The following is a 23,449-nucleotide window of genomic DNA, read 5'->3' as shown; positions in this document are numbered from 1 at the left end:
CCCATGACCACACCTCTCGCCGCCAAGATCGCCCGCGAATACGGAACACCCGCCGCCGTGATCGACATGGACCGGGTCGAGCGCAACATCGCGCGGATCCAGGCGGCTTGCGATGCCGCCGGCGTCGCCAACCGGCCGCATATCAAGACCCACAAGAGCCCCTTGCTGGCGACAATGCAGATCAAGGCCGGCGCCAAGGGCATCACCTGCCAGAAGCTCGGAGAAGCCGAAGTGATGGCGGATGCCGGAATCGACGACATCCTGATCAGCTACAATCTGATCGGCGAAGAGAAGATGGCGAGGCTCGGCGCGCTGCAGGGCAAGGCCAACATGACGGTCGCTTGCGATAATTCCGTTGTGGTCGCGGGTCTGCCACAAGCGGCGGCCGCATCGGGACGTCCGCTTTCCGTGGTGGTCGAATGCGATACCGGACGCAAGCGCGCCGGCGTCGAGACGCCTGCCGAAGCCATTGCGCTGGCGCGTGAGATCGCAGCGTCAAAAGGGCTGAAATTCGCCGGCTTCATGCTGTACCCGACCGAGACCGACTGGGCAGAGGCACAGAAGTTTTTCGATGAAGCGCTGGCCGGCGTGCGCGCGCTTGGCCTCGACGCCACGATGGTCTCGACCGGGGGTTCGCCGAACATGAAGAACGTCGGCAAGCTCAAGGGCGCCACCGAGCATCGGCCCGGCACCTACATCTACAACGACCGCATGCAGGTCGCCGCCGGCGTCGCCGGCTGGGACGATTGCGCACTCAACATCTATTCGACGGTCGTCAGCCGCGCCGGCCCGGACCGCGGCATTCTCGACGCCGGCTCCAAGACGCTGACGTCCGACACCGGCGGGCTCGAAGGCCACGGCCTGATCATCGAACATCCCGAGGCCAAGATCGCGCGCTTTGCAGAGGAACATGGTTTTCTCGACCTCACGCGCAGCAATACACGCCCGAACGTCGGCGACGTCGTGCGCATCGTGCCCAACCATGTCTGCGTCGTCGTCAACATGATGGACGAAGTGGTGATGGTCCGCGGCGAGGAGATTTTGGGGACGCTGCCGGTCGCAGCGCGGGGGAAGCTGCGGTGATGCTCGCGTAGGGTGGGCAAAGGCGCCGCCGTGCCCACCATCAGATGGATGTCCAAAGATGGTGGGCACGCTTCGCTTTGCCCACCCTACGAAGCCAGACTGAGCCACTTCAACACACCCCTCCCCGCCGCTGCCCCCGTCGCAAAGGACGCCTGCAGAAGATAACCGCCGGTTGGCGCTTCCCAGTCGAGCATTTCACCGGCCGCGAATACGCCGGGCAAGCGGCGGATCATGAAGTCGCCATCGAGTTCGTCGAAGGCGATGCCGCCTGCGGTCGAGATCGCGCGCCCGATCGGTGCTGTGCCGTTGAGATTAATCGGCACGGCGTTGATCAGACGCGCGAGATCCGCCGGTGGCAACGACGCCAACGAGACGCCGGTTGTCTTCGCCGCCTCCTGCAGCAATCCGATCGCAACCGGCGAGAGATGCGCGGCCTTGCGCAGGAAGTTCGACTGGGATTGCTTGCCCCTTGGCGCCGAGAGCCGCGCGGTCAATTCCTCGATCATCAGATCGGGCCGCAGCGCGACGTGCAGCGTCGCCTGCCCTGCGCTGAGGATGGCCTCGCGCAAATTCGCCGAGAACGCATAGATCGCGCCACCCTCGATGCCCGTGCGGGTGATAATGGCCTCACCGCGAACGCTGTGTCCGCCAAACGTCAGCGCCACGCCTTTTAGCGGTTGGCCTTCGAACCGATCGCGGAAAATGTCGGACCAGGCGACGGTGAAGCCGGAATTGGCCGGGCGCAGCGGGGATAGCTTGACGCCCTTGGCAGCAAGCGTTTCCGCCCATGCGCCGTCGGAGCCGAGCCGTGGCCAGCTGGCGCCGCCGAGCGCCAGCACGGTTGCCGTCGCCTCGATCTCGCGTTGGCCATCGGGTGTTTGAAACGTGAGGCGGCCGTTGTCATCCCACCCGGTCCAGCGATGGCGCAGCGCGAGTTTCACACCCTGCGAGTCCAGCCGCCGCAGCCACGCCCGCAGCAGCGGTGAGGCCTTGAACGCTTTTGGGAACACGCGTCCGCTGGAGCCGACGAAGGTCGGCTGCCCCAGCGCCTCGCTCCAGTCGCGCAACGCCTGTGGCGGAAAGGCATCGATGGCTGCCGTCAGGTTCGGCATTGCTTCGGCATATCGCGCGAGAAACGCGGGTAACGGTTCGCTGTGCGTGAGATTGAGCCCGCCCCGCCCGGCCATCAGCAGCTTGCGGCCGGCGGACGGCATCGCGTCATGGACGGTGACGGCAGTGCCGCCTTGCGCGAGCACTTCGGCGGCCATCAGGCCGGCGGGGCCGGCGCCGATGATGGCGACAAATTGTGCGGTTGTAGGCATCTCAGCAGTGTACGCCGTCGCTACCAATACAACAGCCGTCATGCCCGGGCTTGACCCGGGTATCCACGTCTTACTTTTCGTGCGGGTCCAAAGACGTGGATGGCCGGGTCAAGCCCGGCCATGACGAGGGAATTCAATGTGGCATTCGAGTACTACAACTTGATCCCCGCCCGAGCGGCGGCCTGGGCGACATATTTCTGCGTCTGTTCGAACGCGCCCTGCAGCGCCTTCGCCGTGGACATGTCGTCGATCGCGGCAAAGTTCGCCGCGATCGCATCAGGCGTCCATTCGGACTGCGGCAGGTTGATGCCTTCGGTTTCGACGACCTTGATCACCGCAAACGAGCCGGCGCCGGCGCCCATGATGGTGCGGGTCGGGGCGTCCTCGCTGAGCAAAAATTCCACCGCGGGCGTGATTGCCTCGGGGCGCATCAGCGCCAGCGCCTGCGGCGGCAGCAGTTCCTCAGTCATGCGCGTCGCCGCGGTCGGCGAGATCGTGTTGACGCGGATATTGTTCTTGCGACCCTCCTCGGCCAGCACGTTCATCAGGCCGACCATACCGGCTTTGGCCGCGCCATAATTGGCCTGGCCGAAATTGCCGAACAGGCCCGATGACGAGGTCGTCAGTACGATGCGCCCATAGTTGCGCTCGCGCATGCCATCCCACACTGCCTTGCAGCAGTAGAATGTACCGACGAGATGGACATCGAGGACTTTGGCAAAGTCGGCGACGTCCATTTTTCCAAACGACTTGTCGCGCAGGATGCCGGCGTTGGCGCACAAGAGATCGACGCTGCCCCACTCCTTCGTGGCCCGCTCGACCATCGCCGTGACTTGTCCGAACTTGGAAACGTCGGCGCCGTCGGCCATCGCGGTGCCGCCGGCTTTGCGGATTTCCTCGACCACGGTTTCGGCCGGGGTCAGCGAGCCGCCGGTGCCGTCGCGCGCGCCGCCGAAATCATTGACCACCACCTTGGCGCCGCGGCTGGCCAGCCCCAGCGCATGCGCCCGTCCCAGACCATTGCCCGCCCCGGTGACGATTGCGACGCGTCCGTCAAACCTGATTGTCATGATTAGGATTCCTGTTTCTCTTCCCTTCTCCCCTTGTGGGAGAAGGTGGCGCGAAGCGCCGGATGAGGGGTTGTCTCCAAGAGACGAACTCGCGGAGAGAGACCCCTCACCCGGCTTCATCTCGCTTCGCTCGATTTCGCCACCCTCTCCCACAAGGGGAGAGGGTAAGCAAGCCCGGCAATGACGGCCGAAACCTTAAGCGAAATAGATCAAGCCGAGCCAGTTGGCGACCAAAGCAGGCTTTGCTTCCCCCTCGATCTCGACGGTGACATTGGTGCGCGACTGCAGTTCCTTCGGTTTGCGTAACGTTGCCTCCAACAGCGTGAAACGGCCGCGGACGCGGGAACCCGCGCGCACCGGCGACATGAAGCGCAGCCGATCGAACCCGTAGTTGACTCCCATCGTGGTGCCTTCGATGACCGGCATCACCTCATAGGACATGATCGACAGCAGCGACATCGTCAGAAAACCGTGCGCCACGGTGGTGCCGTAAGCGGTTTCCTTCTTGGCGCGCTCGGGATCGACATGGATGAACTGGTGGTCCTCGATCACGTCGGCATAGACGTTGATCCGGGCCTGATCGACCAGGTGCCATGACGAGATGCCGATCTCCTTGCCCACCATGGCCTGGTAGGCCTCAAACGACACCGGCGGCTTCTTCCAGACTTCATTCATTACTCAGGTCTCCAATCCGGCGGTCCGCACCTTCTGCAGTTCCGGAAACTGTTCTTCGCGGAATTCCGTTCCGCGCAGCGCATCGCTGCGGTTGTCGTCGTGCTCCAGCCGCCGCAATTGCACGCGGCGGATTTTTCCCGAAATCGTCTTCGGCAGTTCGGTCACCAGCTCAATGCGCCGGATGCGCTTGAACGGCGCCAGGCGCGTGTGCAGGTGGTTGAAGATCGACAGCGCGGTCTCCGGCGAGCGTTCCACGCCAGCCACCAGCAGCACATAGGCCTTCGGGATTGCGAGCCGGATCGGATCGGGGCTGGGAACGACGGCGGCTTCCGCCACCGATTCATGCTCCAGCAGCACGCTCTCCAGCTCGAACGGACTGATGCGGTAGTCGGAGGATTTGAACACGTCGTCGGAGCGGCCGACGAAGGTCAGATACCCCTCGTCATCGGCGAACACGACGTCGCCGCTGCGATAGAGATCGCCATCGACGCCGCTCAGTTTGCCGTCCTCGCCCTGATAGCCCTGCATCAGGCCGGCCGGCCGGTCCGCGCCGAGCACGAGCGTGACCTCACCCTCCTTGGTCGCGTGGCCATCATTGTCGGTGATCTGCACGCGGTAGCCGGGCAACGGGCGGCCCATCGATCCGACCTTGACGGTCTGGCCCGGTGAATTACCGGCGAGCGCCGTGGTTTCGGTCTGGCCATAGCCGTCGCGGATGGTCAGGTCCCAGGCGGCGCGGACCTGATCGATCACTTCGGGATTGAGCGGCTCGCCCGCGCCACAGACCTCGCGCAAGGAGACCTTGAAGTCGGCGAGCTTCTCCTGGATGAACAGCCGCCACACCGTCGGAGGCGCGCACAGGGTCGTCACGCCGCAACGGCCGATGGTGGCAAGCAACGCCTTGGCGTCGAAGCGCGGCTGGTTGACCACGAACACGGTGGCCCCGGCATTCCAGGGCGCGAACAAGCAGCTCCAAGCATGCTTGGCCCAGCCCGGTGAGGAAATGTTGAGATGCACATCGCCCGGCTGCAGCCCGAGCCAAAACATCGTCGATAACGCGCCGACGGGATAACTGCGCTGGCTGTGCCGAACCAGCTTTGGCTTTGCCGTGGTGCCCGAGGTGAAATAGAGCAGCATCGGGTCGTCAGCGTGGGTCGGACCATCGGCGGCGAATGTTTCCGAAGCGCCGGCCGCCTCTTCGAACGGCAACCAACCTTCGTGCTTCGATGTCGCGCCGACCACGATGCGCACCAGGCCCTCGGCACCAAGGCTCGCGAACTTCGCGACCTGATCCTGCGAGGCCACCACGACCTTGGCGCGGCCGCGGTCGAGCCGGTCGCGCAATTCGTCTGATGTCAGAAGCGTGGTCGCGGGGATCACGACGACGCCGAGCTTCATCGCCGCCAGCATGGTCTCCCACAGCGGGACCACATTGCCGAGCAGCAGCAGCAAATGGTCACCGCGCTTCAGGCCCTGCGCGCGCAGGAAATTGGCGACCTGGTTGGAGCGGCGCGACAGCGCGGCAAAGGAAAGCTTTGTTTCCTTGTCGCTGCCGGCATCGACGATCCACAGCGCCGCACGGTCTTTGCTGTCGGCATTGCGCGCCAGTTCGGCGTCGAACCAGTCCAGCGCCCAGTTGAACGGAACAGGGTCCGGCCAGCGGAACCCCTCTACCGCGGTGTCGTAGTCGGTGCGGTGCTTGAGCAGAAAGGCGCGCGCTTCCTGGAAACTCGTCATCGGCTCTCCGTTATTTCCCGGCGAGACTCCGAACGTGCTGGATAATCCCGGAAAAATCCACCCCGCCATGGCCGGCGACGTCGAACGCCTTGTAGATCTCCTGCGCGTGCTTGCCCAGAGGGGTCGCGGCGCCCGCGGCGTTGGCGGCGTCCTGCGCCAGCGTCAAATCCTTCACCATCAGATTGGAGGCGAAACCGGGCTTGTAGCCGTTGTTGGCCGGCGAGGTCGGAACCGGGCCCGGCACCGGGCAATAGGTCGTCAGCGACCAGCATTGTCCCGACGAGGTCGAGGCGACGTCGAACAACGCCTGATGCGACAGGCCGAGCTTTTCGGCCAGCGCGAAAGCCTCGCCGACCGCGATCATGGAAATGCCCAAAATCATGTTGTTGCAGATCTTGGCCGCCTGCCCTGCGCCGGCGCCGCCGCAATGCACGATCTTCTTGCCCATGTTCTCCAGCACCGGCTTGGCGGCCCCGAACGCCTTCTCCTCGCCGCCGCACATGAAGGTCAGCGTCGCGCCCTTGGCGCCGCCGGTGCCGCCGGAGACGGGCGCATCGACGGAAGCCATGCCGTGCCTGGCGGCCAGCGCATGCGCCTGTTTTGCACTCTCGACGTCGATGGTCGAGCAATCGATGATCAGCGCACCCTTGGCCATCGCCGGAATCACGTCGGTCCAGACCGAGACCACGTGCTTGCCCGCGGGCAGCATGGTGATGACGGTATCCGCGCCCTTCACCGCCGCGGCGGCGCTGTCCGCGATGGTGGCGCCGTCGCTCTTGGCCTGGTTCTTCGACGCTTCGACCAGATCGAAGGCGATGACCTTGTGGCCGGCCTTGACCAGGTTGGCCGCCATCGGCCCGCCCATATTGCCGAGGCCAATGAATGCGATATTTGCCATTTCGAATCCTCCGCGTGAGCTGTTCTTGTTGTTTCAGTTGAACCTGAGTTCGTCGGCGCCGATCTCGGCGAAATAAGGCGCCTGCATCGCAGGGGTCACGTCCTCGATCCGCAGCGGCGACCATTTTGGACTGCGGTCCTTGTCGATCACGGCGGCACGCACGCCCTCGCGGAAATCGTCGCTGGCAAAGACTTCCAGCGCCGCGCGATATTCCCGCACCAGGCATTCCTCCAGCGAGGACGACGCCCGCGCCAGTCGCAGCAGTTTCAGCGTCACCACCATGCCGCGCGGCGATTTTTCACCGAGCGTCTTCAGGGTTGAAAGCGCCAATTCCGACCCCTCGCGCTGCAGCGCGGCGACGATATCTTCCATCCGGTCATGGGCGAACCAGCCGTCGATTTTTGCCTGCATCGCGGCGACGGGACCGGCAGTCTCGCCGGTCGCAAAGCCATCAATAAGGGTCTTGATTTCGGATGATGTTGCTCCGGGCCGGACCTTGGTGAGCGCCTCGCGCAGCGCGGCCAATTTGGCCGACGGCACCACCGCATCGGCAAAGCGGGCGTTGACAGCGTCGGGGCCGTTCATGGTCTGGCCGGTCAGGCCAAAATAGGTTCCGATCTCGCCCGGCGAATGCGAGAGCAGCCAGGTGCCGCCGACATCCGGGAAAAAGCCGAGGCCGACTTCAGGCATGGCGAGCTTTGTCCGCTCGGTCACCACGCGATGGCTGCCATGGGCGGATAGCCCGACGCCGCCGCCCATCACGATGCCGTCCATGAAGGCGACATAGGGCTTTGGGAATTTCTTGATGCGGGCGTTGAGGATGTATTCCTCGCGCCACAGGATCTTGCCGAGATCGCCGGCAACCTTCGAGCTTTCCCAGAGCGCGCGGATATCGCCGCCGGCGCAGAGACCGCGTTCGCCCGCGCCTTCCAGCAGGATCACGGCGACATCAGGATCGGCCTCGAACTGATCGAGCGCCTTGTCGACGTCGCGAAACATCTCCAGAGTCACGGCATTGATCGCCTTCGGCCGGTTGAGCCGGATCACGCCGCAAGAACCCTCGCGCCGGGCGATCAGGTCGCCCTCCGGCGCCTCGGTAACCGACGTCATCGCGCCCCCTCGATCAGTTTTCGCGACACGATCAGCCGCATGATCTCGTTGGTCCCTTCCAGTATCTGATGCACGCGCAGATCGCGCACGATCTTCTCGATGCCGTATTCGCTGAGGTAACCGTAGCCGCCGTGCAGTTGCAGCGCCTGGTTGGCGACCTCGAAACCGACGTCAGTGCCAAAGCGCTTCGCCATCGCGCACAGCATGGTCGCATCGGCATCCTTGCGGTCGAGCGCGGCGGCCGCGCGCCAGACAAAGGTCCGCGCCGCCTCCAGTTCGGTCGCCATGTCGGCCAGGCGGAACTGCAGCGCCTGGAATTCGTCGAGGCGCTTGCCGAAGGCTTTGCGTTCCTTCATGTAGCCAAGCGATTTGTCGAGCGCATTTTGCGCGCCGCCGAGCGAGCACGCCGCGATGTTGATGCGGCCGCCGTCGAGCCCGGCCATTGCGATCTTGAAGCCGATCCCTTCGTCGCCGAGCCGATTTTCAACGGGAACGCGGGCATTCTCAAAGATCACCGCGCGGGTCGGCTGCGCGTTCCAGCCCATCTTGCGCTCATTGGCGCCGAAAGAGAGCCCGGGCGTATCGCCCTCGATCACCAGCGTCGAGATGCCGCCGGGGCCATCGGCGCCGGTGCGCACCATCACCACATAGAGATCGCCCTTGCCGGCGCCTGAAATGAACTGCTTCTGGCCGTTCAGCACATAATGGTCGCCGTCGCGCACCGCGCGGGTGCGCAGCGCCGCTGCGTCCGATCCGGAGCCCGGCTCGGTCAGGCAATAGCTCGCCAAGAGCTCCATGGTGCAGAGCTTTGGCAGCCATTTCTGGCGCTGGGTGTCGTTGCCATAGGCATCGATCATCCAGGACGCCATGTTGTGGATCGAGATGAACGCCGACACCGTCGGGCAGCCCTGCGCCAGCGCCTCGAAGATCAACGCAGCGTCGAAGCGTGTGAGCGCCGAGCCGCCGACATCGTCGCGGATATAGACCCCGCCGATGCCGAGCGTTGCCGCCTCGCGCATCACGTCGACGGGGAAATGCTTTTCCTCGTCCCAGCGGATCGCATGCGGCGCGATTTTTTCCGCGGCGAATTCCCGCGCCATATCGCGAACCGCAATCTGGTCCTCGTTGAGAGCGAAATGCATCTCGTTGCCCGCGCTTGTCCTCGGAGTATCACCGTCATGGCCGGGCTTGTCCCGGCCATCCACGTCTTCCCTGCTGCAACCTTCAAGTCGTGGACGCCCGGGACACCTGCGCGAAGACGCGCTTCGCGCTTTTGCCCGGGCATGACAAGTTAGGGAGCCACGCCGCGCTAGTTCATCGTCGGAATCGAAAACTCCGCGCCTTCCTTCACACCCGACGGCCAGCGCGAGGTGATGGTTTTGGTCTTGGTGTAGAAGCGGATCGAATCCGGGCCGTGCTGGTTGAGATCGCCGAAGCCGGACTTCTTCCAGCCACCGAACGTGTAATAGGCGATCGGCACCGGGATCGGCACGTTGATGCCGACCATGCCGACTTCGACCTTGGCGGCGAAATCGCGCGCGGCGTCGCCGTCGCGGGTGAAGATCGCAACACCATTGCCATAGTCATGGTCCGACGGCAGCGCCAGCGCTTCCTTGTAGTCGTGCGCCCGGACCACCGACAGCACGGGGCCAAAGATTTCTTCCTTGTAGATCCGCATGTCCTTGGTGACGTTGTCGAACAGCGAACCGCCGAGATAGAACCCGTTCTCGTAGCCCTGCATCTTGAAGCCACGGCCGTCGACAGCGAGCGTCGCGCCTTCCTTGACACCGATATCGATGTAGCCCTTCACCTTCTCGACCGCTTCGCGCGTCACCAGCGGGCCGTAGTCGGCCGAGGGATCGATCGAGGTGCCGATCTTGAGCGACTCCACGCGCGGGATCAGCTTTTCCATCAGGCGATCGGCGGCGGTCTTGCCGACGGGCACCACGACCGAAATCGCCATGCAGCGCTCGCCGGCCGAACCGTAGCCGGCGCCGATCAGGGCATCGACAGCTTGGTCCATATCGGCGTCGGGCATGACGATGGCGTGGTTCTTGGCGCCGCCGAAACACTGGCACCGCTTGCCGGTCTGTGCGGCGCGCTCGTAGATGTACTGCGCAATCGGCGTCGATCCGACAAAGCCGATCGCCTTGATATCGGGATCGTCGAGGATGGCGTCGACGGCCTCCTTGTCGCCGTTGACGACGTTGAGCACGCCGGGCGGCAGGCCGGCCTCGATCATCAGGGCGGCCAGCATCATCGGCACGCCGGGATCGCGCTCCGACGGCTTCAGGATGAAGGCATTGCCGCAGGCGATCGCCGGCGCGAATTTCCACATCGGGATCATCGCCGGGAAATTGAACGGCGTGATGCCGGCGACGACGCCGAGCGGTTGCCGCATCGAATAGATGTCGATGCCGGGGCCGGCGCCTTCGGTGTATTCGCCCTTCATCAGGTGCGGAATGCCGCAGGCGAATTCGGCGACTTCGAGTCCGCGCTGGATATCGCCCTTGGCGTCGGGAACGGTTTTGCCATGCTCACGCGCAAGGCAATCAGCGAGTTTGTCGTAATCACGCTGTACCAGTTCGACGAATTTCATCATCACGCGCGCGCGGCGCTGCGGGTTGGTCGCGGCCCATTCCGGCTGGGCTGCCCTGGCGTTCTCGACGGCGGCGCGAACCTCGGCCTTGGACGCCAGCGCCACCTTGGCCTGGACGTCGCCGGTCATCGGCTCGAATACGTCGGCTGTGCGGCCCGAATTGCCCTTGACCTCTTTGCCGCCGATGAAATGTCCGATTGAACGCATGAATCTTCTCCCTAGACCCGGTTAGATCGCTTTACCGCCCTTTTTGACCTGCATTTCCTAGGATACAAGTGCGATAAATTGCACCATAGATGTGCGGAAATGCTGGATCAAGGCGGCGGTACGATCGATTGGGATGACTTCCGTTTTCTGCTGGCGATTGCGCGCGGCGGAACGGTATCCGCTGCCGCAAAACAGCTTGGGGTCGATCATGCCACAGTGATCCGGCGTGTCGACCGGCTGGAACGGCATCTGTCCGCAAAACTGTTTGATCGGCGCAAGACCGGCTATTTGCTGACCGAGGCCGGCCACCGCGTCGCCGACAGCGCGGAAGCGATGGAATCGACCATCGTCGCCAACCAGGAGGCGGTCGGCGGCTCCCGCGCCCATCTGACCGGCACGGTGCGGATCGGCGCCCCCGACGGTTTCGGCAGCCACTTCCTGGCCTCGCGCCTCGTAAAATTCGTCGAGCGCTACCCGGACCTCGACCTGCAGCTGGTCGCCACCGCGCGGCTGTTCAGCCTGTCCAAGCGCGAGGCCGATATTGCGATCAGCCTGACCATGCCGAAGGAAGGCCGGATCGTCGGGCGCAACCTGCTCGACTACAGCCTCGGGCTTTATGCCGCCCCCGCCTATCTCGACCGCGCGCCCGGGATTACCGGGCGCGGCGACCTCGCCGCACATCGCTTCGTCGGCTACATCGAGGAACTGCTGTTCACGCCGGAACTGGATTATCTGCCGCAGGTTAGCCCAAAGATCTCCGCAAAATTCCGCAGCGCCAATCTGATCGCGCAGCTCAACGCCACCATCGCCGGCTTCGGCATCGCCGTGCTGCCGCATTTCATGGCGACGGCGCATCCCGAGCTGCGCCCGGTGCTGCCGGACGAGATCACGATCTCGCGGACGTTCTGGCTGCTGATGCATGCCGACAGCAAGGATTTGGCGCGGATCCGTGCGGTGGCGGATTACATCTACGAGAGCGGTGGAAGGCGAGCGCGCGCTGTTTAGCGGGCGGTAATTTGTAGGGTGGGCAAAGGCGCACTTGCGCCATGCCCACTATCTATCCGCTCCGTTGATCCTGATGGTGGGCACGCTGCGCTTTGCCCACCCTACGAAGCTAATTCGCCTTCGACTTCGCCACGGGCTTCTTCGCCGCCGCCGCGCGACCGAGCACGGCCTCGCGCCCGGCGGAAAGAATTTCGTCGGAAAACTCGCCATTGCCGGCGATCCGCGACAGCACCAGCGTGCCCATCATGGTCGCGAGCGCCGCGACCGCCTGCTTGCGCGCAACCTTGCGGGGGACGTCGAGGATCTGATCGGCCATCATGTCGATCATCGCTTCCAGCTTGGACGCAAATGCCTTCCGCGTCTTCGCGCTCTCGCGCGCGATCTCGGCGCCGAGCGTCGGCACCGCGCAGCCATGGCCGGGATCGTCGCGATGAACGGGCGTCAGATAATTCTCGACGATGGTTGCGAGACGCTTGTCCGGCGTTGTCTCGTCGGCGACCTTGCGCCAGCGCTCGGTCGAGCGGTCCATCGCATAGGCGAAGGCTTCGATGACAAGCGCCTCGCGGGAATCGAAATGGGCGTAGAAGCCGCCATGGGTCAGGCCGGCCTCCTTCATCAGGTCGGCGACGCCGATGCCATGCGCGCCCTTTTCGCGAAGCCGCACGGACGCCTTCTTCACGATCCGCGCGTGGGTTTCCTGCTTGTGCTCCTTGGAATAACGCATCGTAATCCCGTAACCATTAGATGTTTGCAGTCATATAATAGCAGTTGCGCGTAAAATAGCTGCAACTATTTCGTCTTGGCCTCGCCGCCGATCATCGAGAAGGTGGCGGTCGCGTGCACTGCAAGATTGCCGGCGCCGTCGCGGACAAAGCCCTCGGTATAGCTGGTCTGGCGGCCGAGTTTTATGATCTTGCCTTCGGCCGAGATCTTGCCCGACCTGACCGAGAGCGGCCGCAGGTAGGTCAGCTTGAGATCGAGCGTCACCGCGCCCTGCCCGGCCGGCAGCATGGTCGAGATCGCACAGCCCATGGCGGTATCGAGCAGAGCCGCCGCAGTCGCGCCGTGCAACAGACCGATGGTATTTTCCAGGCTTTCATGCGGCTCGAGTTCCATCACGATCCGGCCCTCCTCGACAACGCGCATCTGGAACCCAATCAGGCGAGCCATCGGCGGCGGCGGCAGGATGCCATCGCGGATCGCGCGCATCGCCTCGATCCCGGACATCCCAAACGCCGCCTTCGCGGCCGGGATCGGCGCTTGCCAGTCCACCACCCTCTCCCGGCGCATCGCAGGCGAAAACAGGTCGGCGGTGTCGAGTACGGTCATGGCGGCTCCCCTTAAATGACAATCATCATATTATACTGGCAGGGTTCGTAGCGCAACGGCTCTTCCCCTGCCCTTGACAAGCCGGCGCATTGTCCGGGAAGTGGGACTAACCGCCTCAACTGAACGAGAGAAATCAGATGGAAATGCTCAATCCCCATTGCGGCATCGACCGCGATTCCCGCGGCGTGGTGCGGCTGTCGATCTGCAATGCCGGTTCGCTCAACATCCTGAGTTCCGCCGTCACATCAGGCGTGCGCGAAGGCTTTGAGAAACTCGCCACCGATCGGACCATTCGCGTGGTGATCCTGGCCGGCCAGAGCGAGAAGAGCATGATCGGCGGCGCCGATATCAAGGAAATGGCCAAACTCGACCAGAAATCTGCCGAAGCTTTCATCACTCGGCTGCGCGACCTCTGCGAAGCCGTGCGCCAATTCCCGGCGCCCGTGATCGCGCGGCTACCCGGCTGGTGCCTCGGCGGCGGGCTTGAGGTTGCGGCCGCCTGCGATTTCCGGATTGCCGCGCACGACGCCCATTTCGGCATGCCGGAGGTCAAGGTCGGCATTCCCTCGGTGATCCACGCCGCGCTCTTGCCGCGGCTGATCGGCTGGGGCCGCGCCCGCTGGCTGGTGATGACCGCGGAGAATATCGATGCCCCGACGGCGCTGGCGTGGGGACTGGTCGATAAGGTCGCGCCGGCCGGCGGCCTCGATGAGGCGGTCGAGCATACGGTCAAGGCGCTGCTCGAATGCGGACCGGAAGCGCTGCGCTCGCAGAAGGCGCTGCTGCGGCAGTGGGAGGAACTGCCGCTCAAGGAGTCCGTCAATCTCAGCGTCGGCGTGTTCGGGCAGTCCTTCCTGACCGGAGAGCCGCAACGGATGATGCAGGGTTTTCTCGACCGCAAGCGGTAAGCGCAGGAGAACAAATGGAAAGGTCGTTCGACGCAATCGTACTGGGTTTGGGAGCAATGGGCTCCGCCGCGACTTACCAACTGGCCAGTCGAGGCGCCGCCGTTCTCGGGATCGATCAGTTCAAGCCGCCTCATGAGCTGGGTTCGACGCACGGCGATACCCGAATTACGCGCATCGCCTGCGGCGAGGGTCCCGAGTACTCGCCTTTTGCCAAGCGCTCGCACGAGATATGGCGCGACATCGAAAGCCGCACCGGTCGGGATCTCTTCACCCAGAATGGACTGCTGGTGATCTCCGGCAAGGGCCAGCGTGCCGCCGGACATGAAAATCCGGAATTCCTCAAGACCACGGTGACGGCAGCCGACGAGGCCAGGATCCACCACGAAATTCTGGATGGCAGAACGATCAGGCAGCGTTTTCCCGCCTTCAATGTCAACGACGACGACGAAGCCTATTTCGACGAGGTCAGCGGCTTTGTTCGACCTGAGTCATGCGTGGAGGCACAGCTTCAACTCGCGGCCACCTCGGGCGCCATGCTGCGCTTTTACGAGAAGGTGCTGAAATTCGAACCCGATGGCGACGGCGTGCAGGTGACGACAGGCGTCAGCACCTATCGCGCCAAGAAACTCATCATAACCGCCGGCCCATGGATCAACCAGGTATTGGGCCTGGATCGGCAATTCAGCATAACGCGGCAGGTGCTTTACTGGTTTGGCCTGAAAAACCAGAACCAATACGCCGAATTTCTTCCAGAGCGATTTCCGGTGTACATCTGGCAACTTCCGGCACCCCAGAGCATCTACGGCTTTCCCTTGATTGGCCACCCCGAGCAAGGGGTGAAGATCGCCACCGAGCAGTATGAAGATACGACGACGCCCGACTCGGCTCGCCGGAGCGTTGATCCAGACGAAATCACTGGGATGTTCAGAACCTATGTCGGGCCGTTCTTCCCTGGCCTCGACGAAAACTGCGTGAAGACCAAGGTGTGTCTCTACACCTGTGTGAAGAACGCCCGGTTTATCATTGATCACCACCCCGACATGAAGAACGTCATCATCGCCTCGCCGTGCTCGGGGCACGGCTTCAAGCATTCCGCCGCTGTCGGAGAAACCCTTGCGCAGATGGCGCTTGGCCAATCACATCTGGACGTCAGCAAGTTCTCGTTTTCAGGTGCGATCTGAAATCCCGGCGCGCTTCGCCGCGAAAAGGCGGCCGCGTGGTAACAATTTATCGCCCGCCTCAGCGGCCTTCGAATTTCGGCTCGCGCTTCTCCATGAAGGCCTTGATGCCTTCCTGCATGTCCTGCGTCTTGAACAGCGGCAGGAGCTGCAGATAGACGTGGTGCACATGGTCCGGGAACGTCTCGTTCAGTCCCATCCGCATCATCCGCTTGGCGGCCTGCACCGCCAAAGGCGCATTGGCGGCAATCTCCCGCGCCACCGCACGCGCCCTCCCCACCAGATCCGCATCCGGCACCACCTCGTTGGCGAGCCCCCATTCGAGGCATTCGCGCGCGCTGAGCGTGCGCCCGGTAAAGATCAGTTCGGAGGCCTTGGCCCAACCAATCATGCGCGGCAGGAACCAGGTGCCGCCGGACTCCGGTACCACCCCGCGCTTGACGAAGGCGGCGGCCAGTTTGGCGGATTCCGCCATGATGCGGATGTCGCAGCCAAGCGCGGTATCCATGCCGTAGCCCGCCGCGCCGCCATTCACCGCACAGATCGTCGGCTTGTCCATCGCCTGCATCACCGTCGGCGGGGTGTTGCGCAGGTCGAGCGAGGTGCTCGAGGATGCCGAGCTGAGCCCATCCCCGCTGCGCTCCTTGCGCAAATCCAGCCCCGCGCAAAAGGCCCGCCCCTTGCCGGTCAGGATCACGCAGCGCACGGCCTTGTCCTCATTGGCCCTGATCAAAAGCCGCGTCAGGTCGTTCAGCATCGGCCCGGAGATGGTGTTCATGCGCTCAGGCGCATTGAGCGTGATGACCGCAATGCCCTCGTCGACCTCGTAGAGAACTTCGTTGGATTCCGTCTGCTCGCTGCGGGTTGGCTGATTCATCGTACGGCCTTCTTTCAATCGTGAAGGTTGTTCGCGTTCGACACATGCTGCCTTGCCATCCCGCTTCTTTCAAGCTGTAGTCGGCGTGAACAAGGAACCGGATGAACAAAGCGGGAAACGCATGAGACCTGCCGGCAAGGGGCCGCTGGATTCGCTCTACTTCAACTATCCGATCTTTCCGGCGCGGCGCGTGCCCGAACTGGACGGCGTGGCCGTTCGCCATCCCGTCGCGATCGTCGGCGCCGGCCCGATCGGGATGACGGCAGCGCTGGTGCTGGCGCGGTACGGCGTTCGCAGTGTGCTGATCGATCGCAAGGACACTTTCAACGACGGCAGCCGCGCGCTCTGCATCGCGCGGCCGAGCATGCATATCCTGGAGCGGATCGGCGCGGTCGCGCCCTTCCTACAGAAATCATTGGGATGGCGCTACGGCCGCAGCTACTACCGCGGCGAGCAGATCTTCCGGCTCGAAATGCCGCATCCGCCGAATGAAAAATACCTGCCGATGTATAATCTGCAGCAGCAGTATATCGAGCAATATCTGCATGACGCGGTCGCGGCGTGCGACCTCATCGACATGCGCTGGCAGAGCGAGCTTTCCGACATCAAGCCGGACGCGGATGGCGTTTCGATCGGCGTCACCTCGCCCGCCGGCAACTACCGCCTCGATGCCGGGTATGTGCTGGCCGCCGACGGCGCGCGTTCGCCGATCCGCTCCCAGCTCGGGTTGCGGATGAAGGGCGACAATTATGAAGGTCGCTACGTGATCGCGGATATCCGCATGGACCACGACTTCCCGACCGAACGCCGCGCCTTCTTCGAGCCGAGCGGCAATCCCGGCGGCACCGTGCTGATCCACAAGCAGCCGGAAAGGATCTGGCGCGTCGATTACCAGCTCCGCGAAGGCGAAAGCGAACAGGAGGCGATGCGCGAGGAAAACATCCGCGCGCGCGTCGGCGCCATCCTTGGTGACATCGGCCACGGCAGACCGTGGGAACTGGAATGGTGGAGCGTCTATTCCGCCAACACGCTCTGCCTCGACGACTACCGGCACGGCCGGGTGTTCTTCATCGGCGACGCCGCGCACATCGTCCCGATTTTTGGCGTGCGCGGGCTGAACAACGGCCTCGCGGATTCCGAAAATCTCGGCTGGAAGCTGGCGCTCGTCCTCAACGGCGAGGCGGATGAAGCCCTGCTCGACAGCTATTCGCCGGAGCGCCGCGGCGCCACGCTCGATGTGTTCGCCAACGCCACCAAGAGCACGCGTTTCATGACGCCGCCGACCCGTGGCTGGCGACTGGCGCGTGAGGCGGCGCTCTCGCTGAGCCTGAAGCACGAATTTCCGCGCGGCCTCGCCAATCCCAGGCAGATGCAGCCCTACACCTATTCTGAAAGCCCGCTGACGCCCTATGCAAGTCGCGATGCCGAGTTTACGGGCGGCCCCGTCTGCGGCAGCGTTGCGCCGAACGCGAAGCTTCCCGACGGGAGTCATTTGCTGGATCAGGCCGGCATTGGCCTGACTGCTATCCTGTTCTGCCGGGGCGGGCCGTCCACCGACGACATCATGCTCCTCGACCGGCTTCGCAACACCGACAAGCGCCTTGCCGCACTCTTGATCGGAACCAGTCACGTCAGCGACGCCGACGGCGAGATTGCTCGCCTGTACGCGGCCGCTCCCGGCACGCTCTATCTGCTGCGTCCCGACCTGCATGTAGCCGGGCGATGGAAAACGATCGCCGCAAATGAGGTGCTGCGGACCGCCGCCTTGTGCCTCGGGAGGGCCAGAGGATGAGCACGATGCCATCAGCGGATTTCGAAACCGCCTATGAGACGCTCGCAACAGCCATCGATTCGGCAGGTCCCGAGCGCGAGGCGCTGTTCCTGACCCGGCTGGCGCTGGTGCTCGGCCATGAACTCGGTGACATCGCCGTGTTCCAGAACGCCATCCGGACGGCGCTCGACGGGCTGGAATAGCGCGACGCGGCTCCACATCAATTCAGTTCATCCGAACGCGAGATTTTCTCATGGAATGATCCACTCATTTTCATGAGATCATCCGTTGCAATTTTTGCAGCGCATCATATGATGTTCATAATCTTATTGTCCGAACATCCCTGGGAGTTCCGCCATGGTCGCCTCCGATTCCGTCGTCATCCTGTCCGCCGCCCGCACGCCGCTCGGCCGCTTCATGGGCGAGTTGTCACCCTTCAGCGCCCACAAGCTCGGCTCGCATGTGATCGGCGCGGCGCTGGAACGCGCAAAACTGGCGCCGGAGCGGATCGACGAAGTGTTCATGGGCAATGTGCTGCCGGCCGGCCAGGGCCAGGCCCCGGCGCGCCAGGCCGCACGCGGCGCCAAGCTGCCGGATGCCACCGGCGCCACCACCGTCAACAAAGTGTGCGGCTCCGGCATGAAGGCCACCATGCTGGCCCACGACATCATCAAGGCCGGCTCGGCCGAGATCGTGCTGTCGGGCGGCATGGAGAGCATGTCGAACGCGCCCTATCTGCTCAGCAAGGCGCGCGCGGGTTATCGCGCCGGCCATGATCGGATCATCGACCACATGATGATGGACGGGCTTGAGGACGCCTACGAGACCGGCCGCTCGATGGGTGATTTCGGCGAGGCCACCGCGGAAGCCTATCAGTTCACCCGCGCCGATCAGGACGCCTACGCGATCGAGACGCTGACGCGCGCCCGCAAGGCGGTGGAAGGCGGCGCGTTCAAGGCCGAGATTGTGCCGATTACGGTCAGCGAGAAGACCGGTCCGCGCGTGATCGCCAATGACGAGCACCCGCTCAAGGTCGATCCCGCCAAAATTCCCGGGCTGAAAGCGGCGTTCCGCGCCAACGGCACGATTACGCCGGCCGCCTCCTCCGCCAACGCCGACGGCGCAGCGGCGCTGATCCTGGCGCGGCGCTCGCTGGCTGATCGCGAAGGCCTGCGGGCGTTCGCCGAGATCAAGGGCCACACCACCCACAGCCAGGAACCGCAATGGTTCACGACGGCACCGATCCCGGCGATCCGCAAGCTGCTCGACAAGGTCGGCTGGAGCGTCGGCGATGTCGACCTGTTCGAGATCAACGAAGCGTTTGCGGTGGTGGCGATGGCGGCGCAGCGCGACCTCGGAATTCCCCGCGAGAAGCTGAACGTGAATGGCGGCGCCTGCGCGCTTGGCCACCCGATCGGCGCCACCGGCGCGCGCCTGATCGTCACGTTGCTGCATGCGCTGGAAGCGCAGAACCTGAAGCGCGGCGTCGCGACGCTCTGTATCGGCGGCGGCGAAGCCACCGCGATCGCGGTCGAGCGCATCGTGCATTAGCAGGATGTCCGAAAACGAGGGAAGTTCAGCATTTATGTCACGAGGCGATTGTGGCAGGATGTGCCCGCTCCGACACATCCTGCCAATCTTCCAATCGAATTTCTCAGAGGCTCAATGATTTCGAACTGGCTGTCCGCCTCCCTCGCCCGCCGCAACATCCATTACGGCTGGGCGATGGTCGGTGTGACCTTCTTCACCGCCCTGATCTCGGCCGGTACCGTCGGCGCGCCCGGCGTCTTCATCGTGCCGCTGCAGAAGGAGTTCGGCTGGAGCGCCGCCGAGATTTCCTCGGCGCTGTCGATCCGCTTCATCCTGTTCGGGCTGATGGCGCCGTTCGCGGCCGCGCTGCTGAACCGTTACGGCCTGCGCAACATGTCCTTGCTATCGCTGACGATCGTGGCCTCCGCGCTGATCGCTTCGCTGTTCATGACGCAGGTCTGGCACCTGATGCTGCTGTGGGGCGTCGTGATCGGCCTCGGCACCGGCATGACCGCGCTGGTGCTGGGCGCCACGATTTCGGCACGCTGGTTCGTGGCGCGGCGTGGCCTCGTCGTCGGCATCCTCACCGCCAGCGTGGCGACGGGCCAACTCGTCTTCCTGCCGCTATTGGCAACGCTGACGGAGCATTATGGCTGGCGCAACGCGCTGGCGCTGATCTGCGTGATGCTGGGCGTCGCGGCCTTTGCCGTGGCGATGATCATGCGCGACCGCCCGAGCGACCTTGGTCTGCGGCCGTACGGCGATGAGGGCACCGAGCCGATCGTATCGCCGCCGCCGAGCAATGCGCCGATCATGGCCGCCGCGCTCGGCACCTTGCGCGACGCCTCGAAGACGAAAGTGTTCTGGATCCTGTTCGGCACCTTCTTCATCTGCGGCGCCAGCACCAACGGCCTGATCCAGGTGCATCTGATTCCGATGTGCTTCGATTACGGTATTCCGCAGGTCCAGGCCGCGAGCCTGCTCGCCGCGATGGGCATCTTCGACTTCGTCGGCACCATCGTCTCCGGCTGGCTGTCGGACCGCTACGACAATCGCTGGCTGCTGTTCTGGTATTACGGCCTGCGCGGGCTGTCCCTGCTGTTCTTGCCGTTTACGGATTTCTCGTTCTACGGCCTGTCGGTATTTGCGATGTTCTATGGGCTGGACTGGATCGCCACGGTGCCGCCGACGGTACGGCTGACCGCGCAACGGTTCGGGCCCGAGCGCGCCAATTTGGTGTTCGGATGGATTTTCGCCGGCCACCAGCTGGGCGCCGGCATCGCCGCCTTCGGCGCGGGGCTATCGCGGACGATCTATGCGACCTATGTGCCCGCCTTCTTCGTCGCCGGCGCGCTCTGCATCGTCGCGGCGCTGATCACGCTGGCGATCGCGAGGCCGGCACCGAAGCCGGCTACCGCAGTAGCAGCAGCGTAGCCTAGTAAGTGATGGTGGTGCGAACGCCCACCATCACCCCGTCCCTGATGCGCGTTGTCTGGGTCGGCGCGCCGCCGCCGGGATGGGCGATACTGCGACGCCGCGAAGCGGCGGCGAGACGGATGAGGGGTCTGTCTCCGCGGATAGAGACCCCTCATCCGCCTTCGGCGTTCCGCGAAGGCACCTTCTCCCACAAGGGGAGAAGGAAGAGGCAACCACCTACGGCCTTATCGCCATGTTCGTCGCTGGCCCGGTCGTGAGCACCCGTTCCGCCAGCCGCGCGAATTCACAGAGCAGCGAGCGCGTCTTGCGAGGATCGATCACTTCCTCGACCCAGAATTTTTCGGCCGAGCGGAACGGCGAGCGCAGCTTGTTGAGACGGTCTTCGATCTCTTTCAGCTTTGCGGCCGGGTCTTCCGCCGCGTCGATGTCGGCGCGATAGGCGGCCTCGATGCCGCCCTCGAGCGGCAGCGAGCCCCAATAGGCCGAGGGCCAAGCGTAGCGCATCGAATATCGGTTAGCCGGCTGATGCACGACGCCGGCGACGCCGAAAGCGTTGCGCACGATGATGGTGCACCAGGGCACGGTGCTCTGGTTGACGGCCGCCATTGCGCGCACGCCGTGCCGGATGGTCGCCGACTTCTCGGCCTCGAGCCCGATCATGAAGCCCGGGCAGTCCATCAGATAGACCACCGGCAGATGGAAGGTTTCGGCAAAGTCGACCCAGCGCACCACCTTCTGGCAGGCCTCCGCGGTCCACGATCCACCGTAATGGAAGGGATCGCTGGCGAGCAGCAGCACCGCGCGGCCTTCGAGACGCGCGAGGCCGGTGATGATCGGACGGCCGAAATTGGCGTTGACCTCGAAGAACGAGCCCTTGTCGACGACGGCGTCGATGATCGGGCGCATCTTGTAGACCTGACGGCGGTTGCGCGGCACCGCCTTCATCAGCGCTTCCTCGGCGCGCTCCGGATCGTCGGTGCAGGGCGTGGTCGGCGGCAGCTCGTAGACCGATGACGGCAGATAGGACAGGAAGCGCCGGGCACGCTCGAACGCCTCTTCCTCGGTGTCGACGGCATCGTCCACACCGCCGGCGCGGGTCTGGATGTCCGCGCCGCCGAGTTCCTGTTTTGTCAGGTCCTGGCCGAGGCGCTTTACGACCGGCGGCCCGGCGACGAACATCGCCGAACTCCGGGTCATGACCGAATAATGGCTCGCCGCCAGCCGTGCGGCGCCGAGGCCCGCGACGGAGCCGAGGCCGAGCGCCACCACCGGCACGCGCGCCATGTTCGCCGTCGTGAACCAGTACCAGCGCGTGCCGCCGACGCCGCCCGGCAGATTGGCGGCGCCTCGCGTCTCGATCGTCTTCACCGAGCCGCCGCCGCCCGAGCCTTCGATCACGCGGATGATCGGCAGGCGGAAGTCATGCGCCATCTCCTCGGCCATCAACGGTTTGGCGGAGATCGAGGCGTCGGCCGAGCCGCCGCGCACGGTGAAATCGTCGCCGACGACGACCACCGGACGGCCCTCGACCTTGGCCCGGCCGAACACGCAGTTCGCGGGCGTCAGGTGCTTGAGTTCGCTGTTCTCGTCATATTCGGCAATGCCGGAGATGGCGCCGATTTCGTGGAAGGACTTCTGGTCAACGATCTTGTCGATGCGCTCCCGAACGGTGAGCCGGCCCTGGTCATGCTGACGCTTGACCTTGTCAACGCCTCCCATCTCGCGCGCGAACGCTTCGCGCCGGGCGAGGTCGTCGAGTTCCGGCTTCCAGTTCATTCGTATCCTCCGCCTTGATGATTTTATTATTGTTATGCACTGACACCGGAAGCGCTTTTCTTTCCAGCCGGTTGGTGAAGATGTCGCCGTCGGCGCCTTCGAGCAGACCGCCGAGCGCAGCCCCCAGTTCGACCATCACCGGCGCCACGTCGCGGTGTACCCGCTTTTCATCGAACATCGCGGACAGCAGACCAATTGTCGCCACGACATAGGTTTGATATTGCGGCGACCACAGCGGCACGGCGCAACCGTTGATGTGCGGGCTCCACGTGCCGCAAGCCACGACATAGCCGTGTTCGCGCAGATGACGGCGATTGTCCTCGATGCGCGACTTCAGCATCCGCGCGCTATCCGGCATCTCGCGCTCCATTTCCACTATCAGCGCATCGCCGACATCGTCGTCGAGCGCCGCGGTGTAGGCGTGCCCCGCCGCCGTGCTTGCCATCGCAATCCGGCTACCGGTGGTCTCGTGCAGGCCGAGCGCATTCGCGGCGCGGGCGAACTCGAGATAGACCAGCTGAAAGCGATCCGGAATCACGAAGCCGACGGTGCCCGGCAATTGCTCGGCGACATCCTGCAGCCGCAACCGGATCAGATTGCGCAGCTGCAATCCCTTCATCATCGACGTGCTCATCGCCACCGCGCTCGGGCCGATGCGATATTTCTGGTCGCGCGGCAGATAGACCAGCTGGCCCATCCGCGTCAGCGTGTGCGTCAACCGCGACACCGTCGATCGCGGCAACCCGCAGCGATTGGAAATTTCGAGATTGCCGAGTCGGGCTTCGTGACCCTCGAAGCAGCGCAGGACATCGAACGCCCGCGACACCACCTGAATCACATCGCCCTCGCCCGCCAGATCGCTGGCAAGCATTCCCTGTTTGCTAAGCCGCTCCGAGCGTCTTCCCATATTTTTTGGCTCCGTTCCGCCCTGCGGAAT

General features: G+C 64.1%; 20 protein-coding genes and 1 pseudogene. 8 read left to right on the top strand and 13 right to left on the bottom strand.

All coding sequences use genetic code 11. The features are described from left to right. Window positions 1-3 precede the first annotated feature (3 nt). On the top strand, window positions 4-1,083 hold the full coding sequence (locus tag ABIE49_RS37540) for a D-TA family PLP-dependent enzyme (protein ID WP_192739682.1): 1,080 nt from the start codon (window positions 4-6) through the stop codon (window positions 1,081-1,083). A gap of 86 nt (window positions 1,084-1,169) precedes the next feature. On the opposite strand, the gene ABIE49_RS37535 is transcribed toward ABIE49_RS37540, so the two are convergent. From ABIE49_RS37535 to ABIE49_RS37500, 8 genes are all read right to left on the bottom strand, one after another. After that, window positions 1,170-2,405, bottom strand: coding sequence for a BaiN/RdsA family NAD(P)/FAD-dependent oxidoreductase (locus ABIE49_RS37535; RefSeq protein WP_192739683.1), 1,236 nt, complete (start codon window positions 2,403-2,405; stop codon window positions 1,170-1,172). Between the two features lie 152 nt (window positions 2,406-2,557). Beyond that, on the bottom strand, window positions 2,558-3,475 hold the full coding sequence (locus tag ABIE49_RS37530; RefSeq protein ID WP_192739684.1) for an SDR family NAD(P)-dependent oxidoreductase: 918 nt from the start codon (window positions 3,473-3,475) through the stop codon (window positions 2,558-2,560). Between the two features lie 195 nt (window positions 3,476-3,670). Next, entirely contained in the window at window positions 3,671-4,150 is a 480-nt protein-coding gene (locus ABIE49_RS37525) for a MaoC family dehydratase (protein ID WP_192739685.1), read from the bottom strand. A gap of 3 nt (window positions 4,151-4,153) precedes the next feature. Continuing rightward, window positions 4,154-5,887, bottom strand: a complete 1,734-nt coding sequence (locus ABIE49_RS37520) for an AMP-binding protein (protein WP_192739686.1) — start codon at window positions 5,885-5,887, stop codon at window positions 4,154-4,156. Window positions 5,888-5,897: 10 nt separating this feature from the next. Continuing rightward, window positions 5,898-6,785 (bottom strand): 3-hydroxyisobutyrate dehydrogenase, encoded by an 888-nt coding sequence (mmsB, locus tag ABIE49_RS37515; RefSeq protein ID WP_192739687.1) that lies wholly within the window; start codon window positions 6,783-6,785, stop codon window positions 5,898-5,900. A 33-nt stretch (window positions 6,786-6,818) separates the two neighbouring features. Further along, window positions 6,819-7,895, bottom strand: a complete 1,077-nt coding sequence (locus tag ABIE49_RS37510) for an enoyl-CoA hydratase/isomerase family protein (RefSeq protein WP_192739688.1) — start codon at window positions 7,893-7,895, stop codon at window positions 6,819-6,821. Beyond that, window positions 7,892-9,037, bottom strand: a complete 1,146-nt coding sequence (locus tag ABIE49_RS37505; protein ID WP_192739689.1) for an isobutyryl-CoA dehydrogenase — start codon at window positions 9,035-9,037, stop codon at window positions 7,892-7,894. Before ABIE49_RS37505 ends, ABIE49_RS37510 begins: the two co-directional genes overlap by 4 nt. Window positions 9,038-9,204: 167 nt before the next feature. Further along, window positions 9,205-10,701 (bottom strand): CoA-acylating methylmalonate-semialdehyde dehydrogenase, encoded by a 1,497-nt coding sequence (locus ABIE49_RS37500; protein ID WP_192739690.1) that lies wholly within the window; start codon window positions 10,699-10,701, stop codon window positions 9,205-9,207. A 99-nt stretch (window positions 10,702-10,800) separates the two neighbouring features. Here ABIE49_RS37500 and ABIE49_RS37495 point away from each other — a divergent pair. Next, a pseudogene (locus ABIE49_RS37495) lies at window positions 10,801-11,716 on the top strand (LysR family transcriptional regulator). A 99-nt stretch (window positions 11,717-11,815) separates the two neighbouring features. Here ABIE49_RS37495 and ABIE49_RS37490 read toward each other — a convergent pair. Together ABIE49_RS37490 and ABIE49_RS37485 are read right to left on the bottom strand one after the other, a co-directional pair. Continuing rightward, window positions 11,816-12,430 carry a TetR/AcrR family transcriptional regulator gene (locus ABIE49_RS37490; protein ID WP_192739692.1) on the bottom strand — a complete coding sequence of 205 codons (615 nt, stop codon included), beginning with the start codon at window positions 12,428-12,430 and terminating at the stop codon, window positions 11,816-11,818. A 65-nt stretch (window positions 12,431-12,495) separates the two neighbouring features. After that, on the bottom strand, window positions 12,496-13,035 hold the full coding sequence (locus ABIE49_RS37485; protein ID WP_192739693.1) for a PaaI family thioesterase: 540 nt from the start codon (window positions 13,033-13,035) through the stop codon (window positions 12,496-12,498). A 137-nt stretch (window positions 13,036-13,172) separates the two neighbouring features. On the opposite strand from ABIE49_RS37485, the gene ABIE49_RS37480 reads away from it, so the two are divergent. Next, window positions 13,173-13,943, top strand: coding sequence for an enoyl-CoA hydratase (locus ABIE49_RS37480; protein WP_192739694.1), 771 nt, complete (start codon window positions 13,173-13,175; stop codon window positions 13,941-13,943). A gap of 14 nt (window positions 13,944-13,957) precedes the next feature. Further along, a complete protein-coding gene (gene solA / locus ABIE49_RS37475) occupies window positions 13,958-15,124 on the top strand; it encodes an N-methyl-L-tryptophan oxidase (protein ID WP_192739695.1) in 1,167 nt (388 codons plus the stop codon). A gap of 58 nt (window positions 15,125-15,182) precedes the next feature. Here the strand turns inward: solA and ABIE49_RS37470 are convergent, their stop codons facing one another. Next, a complete protein-coding gene (locus ABIE49_RS37470; protein ID WP_192739696.1) occupies window positions 15,183-15,998 on the bottom strand; it encodes an enoyl-CoA hydratase/isomerase family protein in 816 nt (271 codons plus the stop codon). 121 nt (window positions 15,999-16,119) lie between these two features. Between ABIE49_RS37470 and ABIE49_RS37465 the strand changes: the two genes are divergently transcribed. From ABIE49_RS37465 to ABIE49_RS37450, 4 genes are all read left to right on the top strand, one after another. Next, window positions 16,120-17,790 carry an FAD-dependent monooxygenase gene (locus ABIE49_RS37465; protein ID WP_192739697.1) on the top strand — a complete coding sequence of 557 codons (1,671 nt, stop codon included), beginning with the start codon at window positions 16,120-16,122 and terminating at the stop codon, window positions 17,788-17,790. Further along, entirely contained in the window at window positions 17,787-17,972 is a 186-nt protein-coding gene (locus tag ABIE49_RS37460; protein WP_192739698.1) for a DUF2783 domain-containing protein, read from the top strand. The genes ABIE49_RS37465 and ABIE49_RS37460 overlap by 4 nt, the downstream gene beginning before the upstream one ends. Before the next feature lie 154 nt (window positions 17,973-18,126). Then, window positions 18,127-19,320 (top strand): acetyl-CoA C-acyltransferase, encoded by a 1,194-nt coding sequence (locus ABIE49_RS37455; protein ID WP_192739699.1) that lies wholly within the window; start codon window positions 18,127-18,129, stop codon window positions 19,318-19,320. A gap of 114 nt (window positions 19,321-19,434) precedes the next feature. Continuing rightward, window positions 19,435-20,733 carry an MFS transporter gene (locus ABIE49_RS37450; RefSeq protein ID WP_192739700.1) on the top strand — a complete coding sequence of 433 codons (1,299 nt, stop codon included), beginning with the start codon at window positions 19,435-19,437 and terminating at the stop codon, window positions 20,731-20,733. Window positions 20,734-20,952: 219 nt separating this feature from the next. On the opposite strand, the gene ABIE49_RS37445 is transcribed toward ABIE49_RS37450, so the two are convergent. Beyond that, the gene (locus ABIE49_RS37445; RefSeq protein WP_192739701.1) at window positions 20,953-22,512 is read right to left on the bottom strand and encodes an acyl-CoA carboxylase subunit beta; all 1,560 of its coding nucleotides are present in this window, start codon (window positions 22,510-22,512) and stop codon (window positions 20,953-20,955) included. Next, entirely contained in the window at window positions 22,442-23,419 is a 978-nt protein-coding gene (locus ABIE49_RS37440; RefSeq protein WP_192739702.1) for an IclR family transcriptional regulator, read from the bottom strand. Before ABIE49_RS37440 ends, ABIE49_RS37445 begins: the two co-directional genes overlap by 71 nt. Window positions 23,420-23,449: the final 30 nt, after the last annotated feature.

The organism is Bradyrhizobium sp. OAE829 (assembly GCF_040546575.1).
GTDB lineage: Bacteria > Pseudomonadota > Alphaproteobacteria > Rhizobiales > Xanthobacteraceae > Bradyrhizobium.
The sequence above is the reverse complement of the archived record's forward strand: the minus strand, read 5'-3'. Positions and strand labels throughout refer to the sequence as shown.